The sequence below is a fragment of the Streptomyces maremycinicus genome (genome assembly GCF_001184025.1).
In the GTDB taxonomy this organism is placed as follows: domain Bacteria; phylum Actinomycetota; class Actinomycetes; order Streptomycetales; family Streptomycetaceae; genus Streptomyces; species Streptomyces maremycinicus.
Genome location: NZ_BBYG01000018.1, coordinates 161,382 through 178,114, shown reverse-complemented (window position 1 = coordinate 178,114; position 16,733 = coordinate 161,382). Strand labels below are relative to the sequence as shown.

14 protein-coding genes and 1 pseudogene are annotated in these 16,733 nt (G+C 68.0%); 8 read left to right on the top strand and 7 right to left on the bottom strand.

Annotated elements, in window-relative coordinates:
- Nucleotides 1–80: 80 nt before the first annotated feature.
- Nucleotides 81–920, bottom strand: coding sequence for a class E sortase (locus AOQ37_RS28010; protein WP_234437022.1), 840 nt, complete (start codon nt 918–920; stop codon nt 81–83).
- Between the two features lie 277 nt (nt 921–1,197).
- Here AOQ37_RS28010 and AOQ37_RS28005 point away from each other — a divergent pair, with 277 nt between their 5' ends.
- Nucleotides 1,198–2,673 (top strand): glycoside hydrolase, encoded by a 1,476-nt coding sequence (locus AOQ37_RS28005; protein ID WP_062648113.1) that lies wholly within the window; start codon nt 1,198–1,200, stop codon nt 2,671–2,673.
- A 76-nt stretch (nt 2,674–2,749) separates the two neighbouring features.
- On the top strand, nt 2,750–3,763 hold the full coding sequence (locus AOQ37_RS28000; RefSeq protein WP_062648110.1) for an SEC-C domain-containing protein: 1,014 nt from the start codon (nt 2,750–2,752) through the stop codon (nt 3,761–3,763).
- 52 nt (nt 3,764–3,815) lie between these two features.
- Here the strand turns inward: AOQ37_RS28000 and AOQ37_RS27995 are convergent, their stop codons facing one another.
- Nucleotides 3,816–4,856, bottom strand: a complete 1,041-nt coding sequence (locus AOQ37_RS27995) for an MrcB family domain-containing protein (protein WP_159401375.1) — start codon at nt 4,854–4,856, stop codon at nt 3,816–3,818.
- Nucleotides 4,857–5,078: 222 nt separating this feature from the next.
- On the opposite strand from AOQ37_RS27995, the gene AOQ37_RS27990 reads away from it, so the two are divergent.
- On the top strand, nt 5,079–8,246 hold the full coding sequence (locus AOQ37_RS27990; RefSeq protein WP_062648105.1) for a DEAD/DEAH box helicase: 3,168 nt from the start codon (nt 5,079–5,081) through the stop codon (nt 8,244–8,246).
- 82 nt (nt 8,247–8,328) lie between these two features.
- Here the strand turns inward: AOQ37_RS27990 and AOQ37_RS27985 are convergent.
- Nucleotides 8,329–8,739 (bottom strand): annotated as a pseudogene (locus AOQ37_RS27985) (ATP-binding protein); the annotation flags it as partial.
- Nucleotides 8,740–8,947: 208 nt separating this feature from the next.
- Here AOQ37_RS27985 and AOQ37_RS27980 point away from each other — a divergent pair.
- Nucleotides 8,948–9,796, top strand: a complete 849-nt coding sequence (locus AOQ37_RS27980; RefSeq protein ID WP_062648104.1) for a helix-turn-helix domain-containing protein — start codon at nt 8,948–8,950, stop codon at nt 9,794–9,796.
- 2 nt (nt 9,797–9,798) lie between these two features.
- Nucleotides 9,799–10,008: a DUF397 domain-containing protein gene (locus AOQ37_RS27975; RefSeq protein WP_062648452.1), complete on the top strand. Its 210-nt coding sequence runs from the start codon at nt 9,799–9,801 to the stop codon at nt 10,006–10,008.
- A 161-nt stretch (nt 10,009–10,169) separates the two neighbouring features.
- On the opposite strand, the gene AOQ37_RS27970 is transcribed toward AOQ37_RS27975, so the two are convergent.
- The gene (locus AOQ37_RS27970; RefSeq protein WP_062648100.1) at nt 10,170–10,574 is read right to left on the bottom strand and encodes a nuclear transport factor 2 family protein; all 405 of its coding nucleotides are present in this window, start codon (nt 10,572–10,574) and stop codon (nt 10,170–10,172) included.
- 26 nt (nt 10,575–10,600) lie between these two features.
- The gene (locus AOQ37_RS27965) at nt 10,601–11,437 is read right to left on the bottom strand and encodes a helix-turn-helix transcriptional regulator (protein ID WP_062648098.1); all 837 of its coding nucleotides are present in this window, start codon (nt 11,435–11,437) and stop codon (nt 10,601–10,603) included.
- 101 nt (nt 11,438–11,538) lie between these two features.
- Between AOQ37_RS27965 and AOQ37_RS27960 the strand changes: the two genes are divergently transcribed.
- The 3 genes from AOQ37_RS27960 (at nt 11,539) to AOQ37_RS27950 (ending at nt 14,415) form a co-directional block, all read left to right on the top strand.
- Nucleotides 11,539–12,336 carry an SDR family NAD(P)-dependent oxidoreductase gene (locus tag AOQ37_RS27960; protein WP_234437021.1) on the top strand — a complete coding sequence of 266 codons (798 nt, stop codon included), beginning with the start codon at nt 11,539–11,541 and terminating at the stop codon, nt 12,334–12,336.
- 109 nt (nt 12,337–12,445) lie between these two features.
- Nucleotides 12,446–13,294 carry an RNA polymerase sigma factor gene (locus AOQ37_RS42185; protein ID WP_062648448.1) on the top strand — a complete coding sequence of 283 codons (849 nt, stop codon included), beginning with the start codon at nt 12,446–12,448 and terminating at the stop codon, nt 13,292–13,294.
- Nucleotides 13,291–14,415 (top strand): CU044_5270 family protein, encoded by a 1,125-nt coding sequence (locus tag AOQ37_RS27950; RefSeq protein WP_062648096.1) that lies wholly within the window; start codon nt 13,291–13,293, stop codon nt 14,413–14,415. Before AOQ37_RS42185 ends, AOQ37_RS27950 begins: the two co-directional genes overlap by 4 nt.
- 104 nt (nt 14,416–14,519) lie before the next feature.
- Here AOQ37_RS27950 and AOQ37_RS27945 read toward each other — a convergent pair whose 3' ends face one another.
- On the bottom strand, nt 14,520–15,182 hold the full coding sequence (locus AOQ37_RS27945) for a hypothetical protein (protein ID WP_062648094.1): 663 nt from the start codon (nt 15,180–15,182) through the stop codon (nt 14,520–14,522).
- A 72-nt stretch (nt 15,183–15,254) separates the two neighbouring features.
- Nucleotides 15,255–16,544, bottom strand: coding sequence for a UDP binding domain-containing protein (locus AOQ37_RS27940; protein ID WP_062648092.1), 1,290 nt, complete (start codon nt 16,542–16,544; stop codon nt 15,255–15,257).
- Between the last annotated feature and the right edge of the window lie 189 nt (nt 16,545–16,733).

Genomic DNA, 16,733 nt, shown 5'->3' with positions numbered 1-16,733 from the left:
GCGCGGACCGGTGGCGCGCCGACGGAGAAGGGGGTAGGTCTCCCGGGCCCTGCCGGACGGGGTGAGCGGGCGGCGGCGGACTACCCCCGGGGCCGGGCCGCGACGAGTCTGCCCCAGACGACCAGGCGGTACCGGGAGGTGTACTCGGGCGTGCAGGTGGTGAGGGTGAGGTAGCGGCCGGGGGTGTCGTAGCCGTAGGCGGGCTCGGTGAGGGAGCGGGGCACGGGCCGGACGACGCCCGAGTCGCGGGGCGAGGTCTGCGGCAGGATCTTGTCGACGAGGTAGGTGTAGGTCGTGCTCCGGGTCTCCACCTCCACCCGGTCGCCCTTCCTGAGACGGTCGAGACGGCGGAAGGGCTCGCCGTGCGTGTTGCGGTGCCCGGCGACCGCGAAGTTGCCGCCCTGGCCCGGCTGCTGGGTACCGGCGTAGTGGCCGACGTACCCCTTGTTGAGCACGTCCCGCTTGCTGGTGCCCTCGGCGACGGGGACCCGCAGACCGAGCCGGGGGATGTCGAGCACGACGTAGGCCCGGGAGGAACGCGGGCCGGTGGACGAGGGGTTGCTCCCGTCCTGAGGCCCGGCACCGCCCCCGGCCGCCGAGGGGTCGCCCCCGCCCCCGCCGACGGACCCGGCGTCACCGCCATCGCCCCCGGTGAGGTCCCCGGCGCCACCCGTACCCGTACCCGTACCCCACTCCCGCTCCAGCGCCTCCACCCTCCGCTCGGCGCCGTCCTTCGCCTCCCGGTTGGTCCACCACAGCTGATGCGCGACCAGGAGCAGCACCAACACCCCTGCGGTGACGAGGAGTTCGGCGCCGCTCCAGAGCGCCCGCCGGTACCGGGCGCGCCGCCGCCTGCTGCTGTGCTGCACGAGAGGGATCCGCTGCACGAAGGAACTCCGCTCGCCGAGGGGAATCCGCACCCGGGCACCATAGGGGGAGGGGGACAAGGTCTCCAGACCCGTACATACACGGCCCGTTCCCACCCCGCCCGTTCGTCCCCTCGAACCCCGTCCCGGCCCTTTCTCCACAGGTTTGAGAAAGGGCTGTCACAACTCTCGACAACACCACGGAACGCGCCCGATGCTTCGTGACGCACTGAGCCTCCAGTGCGCTCACGCACCCGATCGCCGCCGGCGGGGACACCCGGGAGTCGATCGGGACGAGCCGGTTGCTCCATGTGATCGAAGCGGAGAAGTCATGATCCGACGCAGGACACTGCTGGCGGCGACGGGCGGCGCGCTCTTCGGGAGCGCCCTCGCGACGGGCACCGCCCACGCCGACGCGACGATTTCCGTCAACCCGTCTACGACGTACGGGACCTGGGAGGGCTGGGGCACCTCCCTCGCCTGGTGGGCGAACGTGTTCGGCGCCCGGGACGACTTCGCCGACATCTTCTTCACCACCAAGTCGGTGTCCTACAACGGCAGGACACTCCCCGGGCTCGGCCTCAACATCGCCCGCTACAACCTGGGCGCGTGCAGCTGGAACGCGGTCAGCGGCTCGAGCATGGTGGCCTCCGCCAACATCCCCGCGTTCAAGCAGATCGAGGGCTACTGGCAGGACTGGAACAACGAGGACCCCACGTCCTCGGCCTGGGACTGGACGGCGGACGCGACCCAGCGCGCGATGCTCCAGAAGGCCGTCTCGCGCGGCGCGACGACCGAACTCTTCGCCAACTCCCCCATGTGGTGGATGTGTTCGAACCACAACCCCTCCGGCGCCTCGGGCGGCGGCAACAACCTCCAGACCTGGAACTACCGCCAGCACGCCTCCCACCTGGCGGCGGTCGCGCTGTACGCGAAGTCGAACTGGGGCGTGAACTTCGCGACCGTCGACCCCTTCAACGAGCCGTCCTCGTCCTGGTGGACGGCGACCGGCACACAGGAGGGCTGCCATATGGACGCGGCCGTCCAGTCGGCCGTACTGCCGTACATGCGGAGCGAGTTGGACAAGCGCGGCCTGACGGCGACGAAGATCTCGGCGTCGGACGAGACGAGCTACGACCTCGCCCGCACCACGTGGAACTCCTTCTCGTCGACGACCAAGGGGTACGTCAACCGGGTCAACGTGCACGGCTACCAGGGGTCCGGGGGCCGCCGGGACCTGCTCTACACCGACGTGGTGACCACGGCCGGGAAGGCGCTGTGGAACTCGGAGACGGGCGACAACGACGGCACCGGCCTGTCGATGGCGAGCAACCTGCTCTACGACTTCCGCTGGCTGCACCCCACGGCGTGGGTCTACTGGCAGGTCATGGACCCGTCGACGAACTGGGCGATGATCGCCTACGACGCGAGCACGCTGGCGGCGGGCGCGGTCACCACGAAGTACTACGTGATGGCCCAGTTCAGCCGGCACATCCGTCCCGGCATGACGATCCTCGACACGGGCGTGAGCTACGCGGCCGCGGCGATCGACAAGGCGGCGAAGCGGCTGGTGATCGTGGCCGCGAACACCTCCACCGCGGCCCAGACCCTGACCTTCGACCTCTCCCGCTTCACCACCGTGACGGGCGGCTCGTCGGGTCTGGTCCCCCGCTGGAACACCGTGACGAGCGGATCGGGCGACCTCTACACGGCCCGCTCGGACACCTACCTGAGCGGAAAGTCGATCAGCGTGCCGTTCGCGGCGGGTGCGGTGCAGACCCTCCAGGTGGACGGGGTGACGATCTAGCGGGCGCACGCCAGGGGTCGGCCCCTGGCCTGCACCTATCTCCTTTTTGTCAGCGGCGGGCAGTACGGTGTCGTGCATGCGCCCCGACACGCCTGCCGAGAACGTCGACCACACCGCAGAAGCGGCACGCCTGGAGCGGACCGCCGGCCTGTACCCCGAGGACGCGGAGGCCCTGCTGTTGCAGGCCGCGGCCCACCTCGAACTGGCCGGCGACCGCCCCGCCGCGACGACCCTCTACGACCGCCTGCTGTCGGCGCCGGGTGGGCTGGACAACCCCCATCTGGTCCGAGCCCTGAAAGCCTCCAACCTGTGGGAGTACGGCCACGAGGCCGAGGCCCGGGCCATCATCGACGGCATCCGCGCCGCCGCCCCCCGCGACCCGGCCCCCTGGGTGATCGTCGCGGAGTCGCTGGAGGCCCACGACGAGCTGGAGGCGGCGCAGAAGACGTTCACGGAGGGGGCGACCCTCCTCCTGGCGGACGTGCCGGAGCCCCCGCACGCCGCCCACCCGCTGCTCTTCGGCCGCCACCGGGTACGCCGGATGCTCGGCGCCGCCCACGACGAGTGGGACCTGCTGGCCGACACCCTCCACTCGCTGCCCGTCTCGCTGGACGAACTCCACGACCCCAAGCGTGTCTGGTCCCTCGGCTCGGACAACCCGGCGGAGCTGGAGGCGGAGATCTCCCGCCTGCGCGCCGAGCTGGGCGCGTACCGGGAGGAGCTGTCCCGTCCGTTCCCGGTGGCCGTCCTCCACTGGCCGGCCGACGAACTGGCGGAACTGATCGCCGCCTACCCCTCCCTGTCGGAGGAGTACCCCTCCCACGGCGAGCACCTGGCCGGCATAGAGGCCTCCCTCACCGAACTGTCCGCCTCCGGCACGGCCAACCTCGGCATCGTCACCGGCACGGTCCCGTCCTACGAGGCCTTCGCGGCCTCGGAGGGCACGTCCCCGGCCGACACGGACCTCCTCCCCCAGTACGCGACAACCCTGGCAGCCCGAGGCCGAGCAGTGAGCTGGCCCCCGGAACGGGGGGCAGCTTGCTGGTGCGGGTCGGGGGCGCAGTACCAGGCGTGCCACGGGGCGGCGTAGCACTCGGGGGCAGCGGTGAATCCTCCGAGCCGCCCTTGCCCCCGTGTGGGTCTCACGACGCCGCTGTGAGATCCCAGGAAGCGGCCAAGGGCGAGCCAGCCCAATCCTCATCGCCGGTGCGCCAGATCGAGGCAATGCCATGATCCTCGAGGTATTGCGCATACTGCCCAATGTCTTCAGTGAAGAGAGCGATGAGGTGAGGCTTCGGCTCGCCGAGCTTCTCGTGCCAGTAGTAGCTGTACTCCAGCAGTTGTCCCACAGCCTCGCGGACGGCCTTAGTCGCGTTGCCCTTTTTCACGACCTTGCCCTCCACCAACCACGCTCGCTGCTCCTTAGCAGCAGGACGACGTAAGACCAGGTCTCTCGGGTACATGCCTTGGGTGATCGGTGTGTACCCGCGCGTGACCACGTGAAGGCCGAAGTCCTTGATGAGCTCTTCGTGCCAGCGTTCGCGCCGGTGCCGACCGCCCTTGATGTGCACGTAGTAGTCGCTGCTGTCGTTGGGATGGAAGCCGTCCAAAGGGTCACCCACAGGCCCATGGCCCTCATTTACGTACACGAAGGGCTCGTTCGGCTCCGGCGTCTGGAGCCAGATGCGCTGGCTGGCCGCAGCATCCCGGAGTAGCAGCGCCGCGACCTGAAGGTCTTCGGCTAGGACCTTCTCGGCTGGCAGGCTTGCGATCTCATAGCGACGAGCTACCACGCTCCCTGCTTCATACGCGCGGGGCCGATCCTGCTTCGCACCGAAGACGGGTACATAGCTCCACTGTCTAACCAACTCCGGCTGCATTCCGGCCCGAAGGTGCTTCACCCGACTCTGCAACTCCCCCCGCAACTCGGCGGGCGTGTACTGGTCGGAGAGCTTGGTTACCCCTTGCTGCAATGTGAGCGTCACAGAGGTGAGCTGCGCGTCGAAGATGTAGGCGAGGTACAACCCCTGTTGGGGCTCCCTGTTGATCTCCGGATCGAACACACCGATCCACGGAGTGCTGGCTGCCGTGCCTTGACCACCGTGTCCTGAGGCTACGAAGTCGAATGGCAGCGGGAGGTCAGGCAAGTCCTTCACCTCCCGAAGGAGGACCTGGGCAGGCACTTTGTTGGTGGTACCGAGCTTGGAGTCGTAGGTCGTCGCTAGGCGTATGAGCAAGTCACGTAAATACACAGGCAAAAACTAGCCTGACCCGATCAACGTCTCCTCTCAATAAGCCGCCTCTCCTTGCGATCAGGATCAGATCTGACCGATCGCGGCCATGTCAGTGCCTCCTGATACAACGTCTTCATCGCCATCAGCATGCGCAACCGGGGGTAGACGCCCATGTCTCAGAGCCATCGCAACACGCCTGCCCCCACCGGTGGACTGTACGAACAGCTCATCACGCTGCGCTTCGAGCAGCAGCTGAAGGAACTCGCCAGCCTCGGATGGCACCCCGTGAGTGGAACGGTGGGGCCAGAGTCGGTACCTCACATCTTGGCTAGACATGTAGCGGGGACCGTTCAACGCGTCCTCCAGAGCCTTCCGGTCGAGGAGCGCGTCCACGCCGCGAACCACATCCTGGAGTCCATCAGCACGCTGGAAGGCGCACAGGAGTGGGTAGACCTTGTAGCCGACGGCCCGCGACAACTCCTCGCGCTCACCCAGCAGGAGGCACCGGGAGTCTTCGCGGTGAGACCAGGCATCCCCCTCTCCGACACCGCGCTCATCACCAACTCCCCTGAGGATCCAAGCCTCGGCTTCGAATTGCGGGCCGAACTCGCTACCGCCGACCGGGTTGACCTGCTCTGCGCCTTCGTCAAGTGGCATGGCTTGCGCATCCTCGAGCAATCGCTGAGGGCCGCACACGAACGCAACGTGCCGATACGAGTCATCACGACCACCTACATCGGCGCAACCGAGCGACGCGCTCTAGATCGATTGGTGGAGGACTTCAACGCCGAAGTCAAGGTCAACTACGAGACTCGATCGACGCGACTGCATGCGAAGGCCTGGCTGTTCCGCCGCAAGAGCGGCTACGACACGGCTTATGTGGGAAGCTCCAACCTGTCGAAGGCAGCACTGCTTGATGGTCTGGAGTGGAATGTTCGGCTGTCTTCTATCGCCACACCCGACGTGCTGCGCAAGTTCAAGGCCACCTTTGCGGCCTACTGGAGTGATCCGTCTTTCGAGTCGTACGACCCTCAATCTGACGGGGGGCGTCTCCAAGAGGCCTTGGCGATCGCAGGTGGCACATCTTCGACCGTTCTTGCCGACCGCAAGATCACGCTGTCCGGCCTCGAAGTACGACCGTATCCGCACCAGCGCGACATGTTGGAACGGCTAGAGGTCGAGCGTAAGGTGCACGACAGGCATCGGAATCTGCTCGTAGCAGCTACTGGTACGGGCAAGACAGTGATGGCTGCGCTCGACTACAAGCAGCTCCGCAAGAAGCACGGTGGCCGTGATCTGCGTCTTTTGTTCGTCGCTCACCGCAAAGAGATTCTCCAGCAATCCCTGCGCACTTACCAGGACGTCCTGGTGGATCCAAACTTTGGCGAGTCCTTCCATAGCGGTGAGCTTCCGGAGCGTTGGAATCATGTGTTTGCCAGTGTGCAGTCATTGAACGCGCGGGCTCTCGATCGGCTCGCCCCTGATCACTTCGATGTCATCGTGATCGATGAGTTCCATCACGGGACCTCGCCGACATACCGGAAGATCCTCGATCACTTCGAGCCATTGGAGCTGCTCGGTCTCACCGCGACACCGGAGCGCATGGACGGCAAGAACATTCAGGACGAGTTCTTCGAGGGGCGTATCGCCGCAGAGATGCGATTGTGGGAGGCGCTCGAGAATGACCTCCTCAGCCCGTTCCACTACTTCGGGATTAGCGACAACACCGACCTCAGCACAGTGGAGTGGAAGCGTGGGACGTACGACTCCAGTGCGCTGAGCAACAAGCTGTCGAGTGATGTACGGCGCGCAGAGCTGATCATTAAAGCTGTCATGGAGAAGGCCACGGAGCCGAGCACCATGCGGGCTCTGGGGTTCTGCGTGTCAGTGCTGCACGCCCACTTCATGGCGGAGGCCTTCCGCACAGCCGGCCTCAACGCCGTCGCACTCTCCGGCGAGACGCCCGTCGAGGAGCGCAAGCAGGCTCTCGCCGATCTCCGGTCGGGGGCCCTCCAAGTAATCTTCTCGGTCGACCTCCTCAACGAGGGGCTCGACATCCCTGACGTAGATACGTTGCTCCTGCTGCGCCCCACCTCCAGCGCCACCGTCTTCCTTCAGCAGCTTGGCCGTGGACTCCGTCGCACTGAGGACAAGGCCGTACTTACCGTGCTCGACTTCATCGGGCAACACCGCAAGGAATTCCGCTTCGAGAATCAGTTCCGCGCACTGACAAATCTGACCCGCAAACGCCTTCTTGACAACATCGAGCAAAACTTTCCTCAGCTACCGTCCGGCTGCCAGATCATCCTTGAGGAGAAGGCGAAGAAAACCATCATCGCCAATATCAAGGAGCAGATCGGCGTCAATGTCACAGCCCTGGCACGCGAAGTCGCCGACTACGCCGAGCCAGCTCTGAGCCGCTATCTGGAAGAGAGCGGCCGTGAACTCAAGGAGCTCTACCGAGGCAACGGCAACTCCTGGACGGGGCTACTCCGCCGCGCGGGTCTACTCAAGGGCGAAGCACCCGAAGGCGAGGCAGCCCTCCTCAAGCGCGTTTCCTCCTTCCTCCACGTCGATGACCCGCTAAGGGTGGCGGCATACAGCCGCATGCTGGAGGACGAGGCGCCCTCCTACAGCGAGCTCGATGAGCAAGGGCAGGCCTACGCTCGCATGCTCTTCTTCCAGCTGTGGCCGCTCGGCGGCGTGACCCGGAAGGGTTTCGCACACTATGACGCCGGGTTCGCGACACTGCGCCAGCAACCAGCGGTGTGTAGCGAGCTGCGGCAGGTTCTGGCGTACAACCTTGCCCACACCGAGCACGTACCGATCCCGCTCCAGGTAGTGGGCGGCCCAACGGGTATCCCCCTGACCGTGCACGCTTCCTATACGCGCGAGGAGATCCTTCCTGCACTGGGGCAGTCATTCGTCGGCGGCTTCATGCCGGGAGACTTCCGCGAGGGGGTGAAGTGGTGCGAGTCGATCAAGACTGACGCTCTACTGATCACTCTGGATAAAGACGAGAAGGACTTCTCACCACAGACTCGCTACCACGACTACGCTCTGAGCGAGACACTCTTCCACTGGGAATCCCAGAACCAGACATCAGCGGCTTCTCCTACCGGCCTGCGCTATCAACATCACACTGTGGGTGGCAGCCACGTGCTGCTGTTCGTACGCCGATACAAGAACACGGACATCGGCGGTGCCCAGCCCTGGATGCTGCTGGGCCCTGCTGAATACGTGGACCATTCAGGCAGCAAGCCGATGGCCATCACCTGGCGGCTGAAGGAGCCCATGCCGGCCGACGTCTGGACGTACTCCGCCATCGCAGCCGGGTGAGGCATCACGGCAATTCGTTTACGGCGTCAGCCTCAGCCGTTTGCGCCTGTGGGCGGCGCCATGTCACAGGCAACGCATCTGCTGCGCTCAAGCCGGTCGCCAGCTCACACCACGTCACCTTTCGGGTGGCGTGCAGCTGGACGCCCCACCTTTCGGCGACCGCGTTCACGAGGGTCATGCCTCGGCCGGACTCCGCTTCGGAGGTCGCGGCGAGGAGGGTGGGCAGCGCCCGTGTGTCGGGGTCGTGGACCTCGATGCGCAGGTGGACGCCGTTCATGGAGACCGCGAGCGTGGCCGGGGTCCCGGGGCCGACGTGATTGATGACGTTGGACACCAGTTCGCTCACGCAGAGCTGGGCGTCGTCGACGACTTCTTGCAGGCCCCAGATGCCCAGATGCAGCCGCATGATCCGGCGCAGGGCGGCCACCTCCGTCGGCTCGGCCGTGAAGGTGAGGTCCCACGGTTTGCGCGTCATGCACGCGTGCTGACCCATGAGGGGCCCTTTCGTCGCAGGTGACACCCCCGGAAAGACGCGATGGGGCACGGAGCGTCATGGGGGATCACGGTGAGTCGCGTCGCCTCAGAGTGCGGTCTGCGCATCCCTTCGTGCAATGTGCACGGCGAGAATCCCACTTCCGAGTGATTGGCAAGCGTGCCTATTGGCGTGAGACTGAACGTCCGCTATCCAAAACGGGGTTGAAATGGCCGGATCGCCGACGGCACGCCGTCGCCGCCTCTCGATCGAGCTGAAAAAGCTCCGGGAACAGTCGACGCTCACCTGCGCCCAGGTGGGCGCGGGCCTCGACTGGAGTGGTTCCAAGGTCAACCGCATGGAGACGGGCAGCGGCCGGGTACAGCCGTCGGACATCGACGCTCTCTGCCGGTTCTACGGCACCAGCGACGAACTGCGCGAGTTCCTCAAGTCGTTGGCCCGGCAGGCCAAGGTGCGTGGCTGGTGGCAGGTCCACGGTTCAGGTGTGCCGGAGTGGTTCAACATCTACATCGGTCTGGAGCAGGACGCCTCGTCCTTCCGGCAGTACCAGTGCGAGTTGTTGCCCGGCCTCATGCAGACCCAGGCGTACATCTGCGAGCTGCACAGGACCAGTGGGCACATGTCCCCCGAGGACATCGACCGGGCCGTACGGGTTCGGACGGAACGTCAGGGCATGCTGCGGCGGCCGGACGCTCCCGACTCCTGGTTCATCGTGAACGAGGGTGCGCTGCGCAATGTCATCGGGGATCGTGCGCTGATGCGCGAGCAGGTCGAACACGTCCTCGACGTGGCCCGGTTGCCCGCCGTCACCCTTCAGGTCCTCCCCTTCGACTCCGGCACCTATCCGGTCACCGGCTCGTTCACCATGCTCGGTTTCCCCGCGCCGGAGGACCCCGACATCGTCTACCGCGACGGAATCACCGATGCCGTCTACTTGGAAGGCGAGCATCATGTCCGTGAGTACGCCCGAGCGTTCGACGGGTTGCGCGCCGCGGCTCTGAGCCCTCAGCGTTCGGCGCAGTTGATCGAGACGGTCTTGAAGGGATATGCGACGTGAGCATGGCAGCGACCGGTATCAGGACGAGCCGTCCGGCGTGGTTCACGTCGTCGTACAGCAATGGGGCGGGAGGCGAGTGCGTCGAGTGCGCACTGACCGATGAGGGCGCGCTGGTCCGTGACTCGAAGAGGGCGGGAGGGCCCGCGATCACCGTGGGGAGCGGGGCCTGGGTCTCCTTCGTCCGTGCCGTGCGGCGCGGCGCCGAGAGCTGATCCGGCGAGTGGCCGGGGGCACGAGCCCCGGATCTCGGGTCGCGTGTCACGACCGTCAGAGGAAGGGCGAACGGTCGCGTGTCACGGCCGGTCGACGGACGGCGAACGGTCGCGTGTCACGGGCGGTCGACGGACGGCGAAGGTGTCCGCCCGGCGGGCGGTCACTCGTCGGAGCAGGCCCTGGCGACCGCGTAGGTGTCCTCGTAGAGGTGGTAGCGGGTGATTCGGCCGTGCTGGACCGTGGTGTGCAGGGCGAACGCGGTGTCGATGTCCCGGCCCGTCTTCCTGACCTCGGAGAGCATGCGGCCGATGAGGACGACGTCGTCGTCCTCGGCGATGATCTGGCGGAGGTCGAACTCCTTGGTCCGCACATGGGATCGGAGCAGTTCGAAGAACGTCCGCATGCCGTCCGCCGAGTCGACCTCCGGTACCCACGGGATGCCCGGCGGGTGCGGGACGGAGAACGACACCGAGTCGGCGAACAGCGCCGCCGCCTCCGCGCTCTTCCCCTCGGCCAGCAGCGGGAACAGGCGTCGCACAGTCTGCGTCGGTGACTCTGCTGTCATGTGGGCCGACCCTACCGCCGGGACCGTCAGGACGGCGTGATGACCGGCTGCGGGCCCAGTACCGCCAGGAGGTCCAGGCGTTGCGCGTCCTCCGTGCCCGGTTCGGCGGTGTAGATCATGATGCGGAGGTCGGTGCCGGCGACGGTGAGGACGTCGCAGTCCAGGGTGAGGGGGCCCACCTGGGGGTGGTCGATCGTCTTGCGGGAGGCCTCGTGGTGGCCGACGGCTCCGGAGTCCCAGAGTTCGGCGAAGCGGGCGCTGTTCGTCCGCAGGTCCGCGATGAGCTGACGCAGACGCCGGTCCGCGGGGTAGCGGCCCGCCGCCGTGCGCAGGTCGGCGGCCACCGCGGCCTCCAGGGCCCTGCGGGACTCCGGTGTGTGGCGGACGCGGTCGTTCGGGCCGAGGAACGCGCGCCAGGCGCCGTTGCGCTCGCGGCCGTGCCGTTCGCCCATGAGGGCCGTGTAGAGCGGGTTGGTGAGGAGGAGCGTCCAGGAGGCGTCCGAGACCGCCACCGGGGTGCCGGTCAGACGGTCCAGCATCCGGTGGACGCTCGGTGCGATGTACGCCGGTACCGTGCCCCGGCCGGGCGGTACGAGACCGGCGAGGTGGAACAGGTGCTCGCGCTCGGCCGGGGCGACACGCAGGGCCCGCCCGAGGGCCTCGACGACCTGCTCCGACGGGTTCTCCGCCCGGCCCTGTTCGAGGCGGGTGACGTAGTCGACCGAGATGCCCGCCAGCATCGCCAGTTCCTCGCGGCGCAGGCCGGGGGCGCGCCGGTGGCCGCCCGAGGGCAGGCCCGCCGCCTCGGGAGCGACCCGGTCCCGCCACCGTCGTACCGTACGCCCGAACTCCGTGCTCGCCATGCCTCCACTGTGCATCGCCCCGGCCGGGTCTTCCTGGTACCGGCAGTCCCAGGAAGGCAGGACTCCTGGCTGTCCCCCGCCCCCGGTCGGAGCCTGGGGGCATGACAGCGAACACGAAGCACGCGAACAACACGAACCACGCGAGTACCGACACGGACACCGACGCGGGCACGGGCACGGCTGACGCGGTGGCCACGACGACGCTCGTCACCGGGGGCAACAAAGGGCTCGGGTACGAGACCGCTCGGCGGCTCGTCGGCGCGGGGCACATCGTCTACGTCGGCAGCCGGGACGCCGAGCGCGGACGACGGGCCGCCGAGCGGCTGGGCGCGCGGTGGGTCCGGCTGGACGTCACCGACGACGACTCCGTCGAGGCGGCGGTCAAGGCCATCGAGGCCGACGGCGGCCTGGATGTGCTGATCAACAACGCGGGCATCGAGAGCCGGGGCGCCGACAACGGCATCGTCGGGGCCGCGGACGTCACCGCCGAGCACATGCGGGAGGTGTTCGAGACGAACGTCTTCGGCATGGTGCGGGTCACCCACGCCTTCCTGCCGTTGCTGCGGCGCTCCCCCGCGCCCGTCATCGTCAACGTCAGCAGCGGACTGGCGTCCCTGAGCCGGGTCACCGACGCGAGCACGCCGGCGTACGGCTATCCGGGCGTCGCCTACCCGGCCTCGAAGACGGCGGTCAACATGATCACCGTGCAGTACGCGAAGGCGTTCCCGGGCATGCGGATCAACGCGGTCGAACCCGGCTTCACCAGGACCGACCTCAACGGGAACACCGGTGTCCAGAGCGTCGAGGAGGGTGCTGAGATCGTCGTCCGGATGGCGCAGGTGGGGCCCGACGGCCCGACCGGCGGGTATCTCGACGCGGCGGGGACCCTGCCCTGGTAGGCCCCCCACCTCCGAAGGAAAGTGATCTACGCCACTGGAACCGTCTGTCTCCACCCGGAGAGGTAGAGGTGTGAGTTCCCACGATGACGGTGATGACGACGACGGACGGCTGCGGGCGCGGGTGCGGGGCGGGGAGCGGGCGGCGTTCGCCGAGCTCTACGAGTCGTACGCGACGGCCGTGTACCACCATGCGCTGCGGCTGACCGGTGACTGGTCCGTCGCGGAGGAGGTCATGTCGGAGACGTTCCTCGCCGCCTGGCGGGGGCGCGGGGCCGTGGAGGTCGGGGGCGGGTCGTTGCGGCCCTGGTTGTTCGGGATCGCCACCAACAAGGCGCGCAACGCCGACCGGAGTCTTCGGCGGCGGCTCGCCTTCCTCGCCCGGCGGGCCGAGAGCGGGCCCAGGGCCGAGGATGCCGTCGAGGACTTCGCCGAGGACGTCGTCGGGCGGATCGACGACACCCGCCGGCTCGCCGAAGTGCGGCGGGTGCTCGGGCGGTTGCGGCGGCACGAGCGGGAGGTCATCGCCCTGTGCGTGTGGGGCGGGCTCGACTACGCGCAGGCCGCCGAGGCGCTCGGCGTGCCGGTGGGGACCGTGCGGTCGCGGTTGTCGCGGGCGCGGGCCCGGCTTCGGGAGACCGTCGAGCGGGAGACGCGGCAGTCCGGGCGCGGGCGTACGGGGACTCGTGCCGAAGGGCTCACGGAAGGACGCACGGACGGTCGTGCCGACGGACGTTCGGACGGACCTAGGGACAGCCGTACGGACGGACCTAGGGACAGCCGTACGGACGGACGTGCGCACAGCCGTACGGACGGACATGCGCACAGCGGTGCGGACGGACATGCGGCCGGACGTACGGACGGACGCACGGAAGGACGCACGGAACCCCGTTCGCGTCGCGGAGAGGTAGAGAGTGAGGCCGCGTTCGCGGTCCTGCCCATTCAGGAGGAAGCCCGATGAACGCCGTTCCCCCCGGGGCCGAGCAGGAGGAGCGCGCGGAACTCAAGGAACTGGCAAGGCTGTTGCCGTCCGGTTCCGTCGAGCAGGTGCTGCCTCCCGGGCGTCGCTCTCATCACAAGGACGTTCTGATGCAGCTCATCGACCGCGACCAGGAGAAGCGCGATCAGCGGAGAGGCGAGGCCGGGGTGCCGGTGCGGCCTCGACCGCGGCTTGCGCGGCCCGTTCTCGTCGCCGGATCCGTCGCCGCCGCCGTCGTCCTCGCTCTGGCCGCCGGGCTCACCGTCGGGACCGGGGCGGGACGGGACGACGGGGGTACGGCGGGGGCCCGGTCCGGTGCGAGCGGCACGGCGGGCGGGAGCCGTGGCGCCGTCGTGACCCTCGACCGTATCGCCGCCGTCGCGCTGCGCACGGACGTAGAACCCGTGGGCGACGGCCAGTTCGTGTACGTGCGCAGCAGGAGTGCCGGGAACGAGGGTGTCTTCGACGGGCCCGTCGAGCTCGGGAAGATGCACGAGCGGCAGGTGTGGTTCTCGCAGCGGCAGGGGCCCGTGACCGACGTCGGGTTGATCCGTGAGTACGGGCAGGACTGGCCGATCGAGGTCGGCGTGCCCGACGGTACGGATCCGGAGGACGCCGCGGTACCGGCCGGGTTCGACCGGCCCACCTACGCCTGGCTCGCCTCGCTGCCCACCGATCCCGGGGCGCTGCTCAAGCTGCTCTACGCCGACACTCCCGCCGAGCGGGGGGAGGACAGGGACCAGGAGGTCTTCGGGCGGATCGGCGATCTCATCGGTGAGCAGATCATGCCGTCCGCGACCGCTGCCGCCTTCTACCGGGCCACCGCCCGGATCCCCGGTGTGACCGAGGTGGCGGACGCGGTGGACGCCGTCGGCCGGCACGGCATCGCCATCGCCCGCGAGGACACCCGGCACGGCACCCGCACCGAGTGGATCTTCGACCCCGGCACGCTCGAATACCTCGGCGTACGCACCGTCTTCACCCGGGACACCGAGCGCGCCCGGGCGGGGACGGTCTCCGACACCAGCGCGGTGCTGGAACGCGCCGTCGTGGACAAGCGCGGCGAGGAACCTGGAGAGCGACGGCGGGCGGGGCGGAGCTAGGCCGGGGGGGGCCGGAACCAACGGGCGCGGGCGGGCCGCGACTCCGGTGTACCGGCCCCTCGCCGCACCTTCGCGTGCCTCGGCGCTGAGGGAGCCGGCCACCGTCACCTCCGCATCAGCCAGGGCCAGGCGTCCGCGTCCCGCTCCAGCCAGCCGCAGAGCACGTCGAGGGTCTCGTACAGGGGGAAGGAGACACGCTTGGCGTGCTCGTCCACGTAGCCTCGCACCGTCCTCGCGAACGCGAGGGGGCCGCCCTCCGGATCGAAGTCGATGCTGAAGTGGTCGCGGTGGTAGCGGCGTTCGATGCCCCGCACCTCCTCGCTCACGTCGCCGAGGCGCGCGACGCCGCAGAACTGCGGTTTGCCGCCCCAGTTGGTGACACGGACGTACCGCAGGACCCGGACATCACCGAAGCCGACCGCGTCCCGGCTGCGCAGGCCGAGTTCCTCCGACATCTCGCGCAGCATGGTGCTCTTGACCAGCCGCAGGAGATCCGGGCAGCGCCGCAGATCCTTCCAGTCCATGGAACCGCTGCCCGAGGCGGCCAGCATGCCCTGGTTCGTATCGTTCTTGTCCCCCTGAAGGGTCAGCACAACACGGCCACCGGAGGTCACGGCCACGACGTCGACCCCGAGGTGGTTGGAGCAATTGCTGTAGCGCAGCCGCGGGATCGTGCCGTTGCGCAGGAGCACCGCTTCGGTGGAGACCAGTTCACGGCGACGCCGCTGCTCCCGCAGCATCACCTCTCCGAGCAGGTTGGTGACCACGTGAGCCGAGTACTGGGTCTTCTGTACCCGGACGCGGCCCGTGTCCGGAAGGAGATCGTCGGCGAGCCGGATCTAGAAGTGCCGGCCGCCCACCTCAAGGTAGCGGGTGCCATCGCCGAACTCCCTTTGCCGCCATGTCCCGTGGTTGTCGAAAATCTGCACTGTATCGGCCAGGTTCGCCCGCAGTGTGGCGTCGTCCACGGTCCGGTAGAGCGTGTGCCCGGTCATCAGGACCACGGTGTCGCACAACCGCAGATCCCCCGGGAAGCTCAGGGGGCGAGCGCCGGTGATCGCTCGGATCTCGGACGGTGGGTACAGCGGGTCGTGTGCGTACAGCTCCACCCCCCGCTCCCGCATGTCATGGATCAGCTCGAGCGACGGAGACCGTGTGTGGATCTTCATGTCGGGGGCGTACGCGATGCCCAGCACCGCCGCTCGGCCTACGGGCCCGTGCCGCCACACCGTCCTGCGAAGCGTGGCGAAGAGGTCCTTCTCCCCGCGCTCGAAGTCGGCCACGGCACCCTGAGCCTGCGGCTCCGTGCCCAGATAGTCCTTGGCGAGGGGGACGCAGTAGCCGCCGATCCCGAACGAAGGGTGGTAGAGGTCCATGTTCCACTTCGTCGCCGCGAGACGCAGGATCTCCGCCATGTCGAAGTCCGGCAGCATCAAGCTGAGTTCACTGGCCAGCAGGATGTCGCGGTACCGGAAGTAGTTCTCGACCACCTTGACCATGGCGGCGTGCCGGGCGTCCCGGGCCTCGAACACCTCGTCGCAGACGGCCGTGTACAGGCGTCTCATCAACGTGACGATCTCGGGACCCTCCCCGCCGATGACCTTCGGCGTGGAGGCCATGTCGCGCTCCCGGTCCGTCAGCCAGTCCCGGCGCGGGGACACCCCGACGTGGTAGTCCACGCCACGCCGCCATCCGGCCTCACCGAACACGTGGTGGACCACGGAGTCGAGCCAGACCGGCGCGATGGTCGACTCGATGATCAGGTAGAGCGGCCGGGCCCGCGCACCTGCCGCCAGGCGCATGACAACATCGTGCAGAGCGGACGCGTCGATGACACCGTCGGCTTCGGTGGGCACACACAGGATGTGCACGGCGTGGCCGGGCTCGAGCACATCGGCCGCCTCGGTGGTGGCGCGCAGTGCACCGCGGAGCGTCTCGGCACCGAAGTCGTCGGGCAGGTAGGGGAGATGGTGGAAGGGCCGTTCGCCTCGGTTGAGCCTGGCGACCCGCTCGGGGTCGACGTCCATCACCACACAGTGCCGGCCGGCCCTGGCGAGAGCGCCGGCGAGCGTGTAGCCGATGAGCCCGAGGCCCCAGATGCACAGTTCCCCGTCGTCAGTCGTGCTCATACGAGTTCCTCCCCCAGATGACTGCACGCCGTCCGCCGTACGCTGTCCGGTCCACGCCCCCCAGGCAGAGGACCTGTCCATGGCGACGGCTGTCCCCCCGCCGCAGATCTGGCACAGAGGGCTATGCCCGCCGGGGCCGGGAGGTATGTCAGCCGAGTCCTTCCGTCCGGTACCGGAGGATCCGGCACC

What these genes read in the sequence shown, in the direction of transcription:
- AOQ37_RS27940 (WP_062648092.1), bottom strand. Translation starts at nt 16,544, where the DNA reads ATGAGCACGACTGACGACGGGGAACTGTGCATCTGGGGCCTCGGGCTC.
- AOQ37_RS28000 (WP_062648110.1), top strand. Translation starts at nt 2,750, where the DNA reads ATGCGCCCCGACACGCCTGCCGAGAACGTCGACCACACCGCAGAAGCG.
- AOQ37_RS27970 (WP_062648100.1), bottom strand. Translation starts at nt 10,574, where the DNA reads ATGACAGCAGAGTCACCGACGCAGACTGTGCGACGCCTGTTCCCGCTG.
- AOQ37_RS27980 (WP_062648104.1), top strand. Translation starts at nt 8,948, where the DNA reads ATGGCCGGATCGCCGACGGCACGCCGTCGCCGCCTCTCGATCGAGCTG.
- AOQ37_RS27950 (WP_062648096.1), top strand. Translation starts at nt 13,291, where the DNA reads ATGAACGCCGTTCCCCCCGGGGCCGAGCAGGAGGAGCGCGCGGAACTC.
- AOQ37_RS27960 (WP_234437021.1), top strand. Translation starts at nt 11,539, where the DNA reads ATGACAGCGAACACGAAGCACGCGAACAACACGAACCACGCGAGTACC.
- AOQ37_RS27965 (WP_062648098.1), bottom strand. Translation starts at nt 11,437, where the DNA reads ATGGCGAGCACGGAGTTCGGGCGTACGGTACGACGGTGGCGGGACCGG.
- AOQ37_RS28005 (WP_062648113.1), top strand. Translation starts at nt 1,198, where the DNA reads ATGATCCGACGCAGGACACTGCTGGCGGCGACGGGCGGCGCGCTCTTC.
- AOQ37_RS27975 (WP_062648452.1), top strand. Translation starts at nt 9,799, where the DNA reads ATGGCAGCGACCGGTATCAGGACGAGCCGTCCGGCGTGGTTCACGTCG.
- AOQ37_RS27990 (WP_062648105.1), top strand. Translation starts at nt 5,079, where the DNA reads ATGTCTCAGAGCCATCGCAACACGCCTGCCCCCACCGGTGGACTGTAC.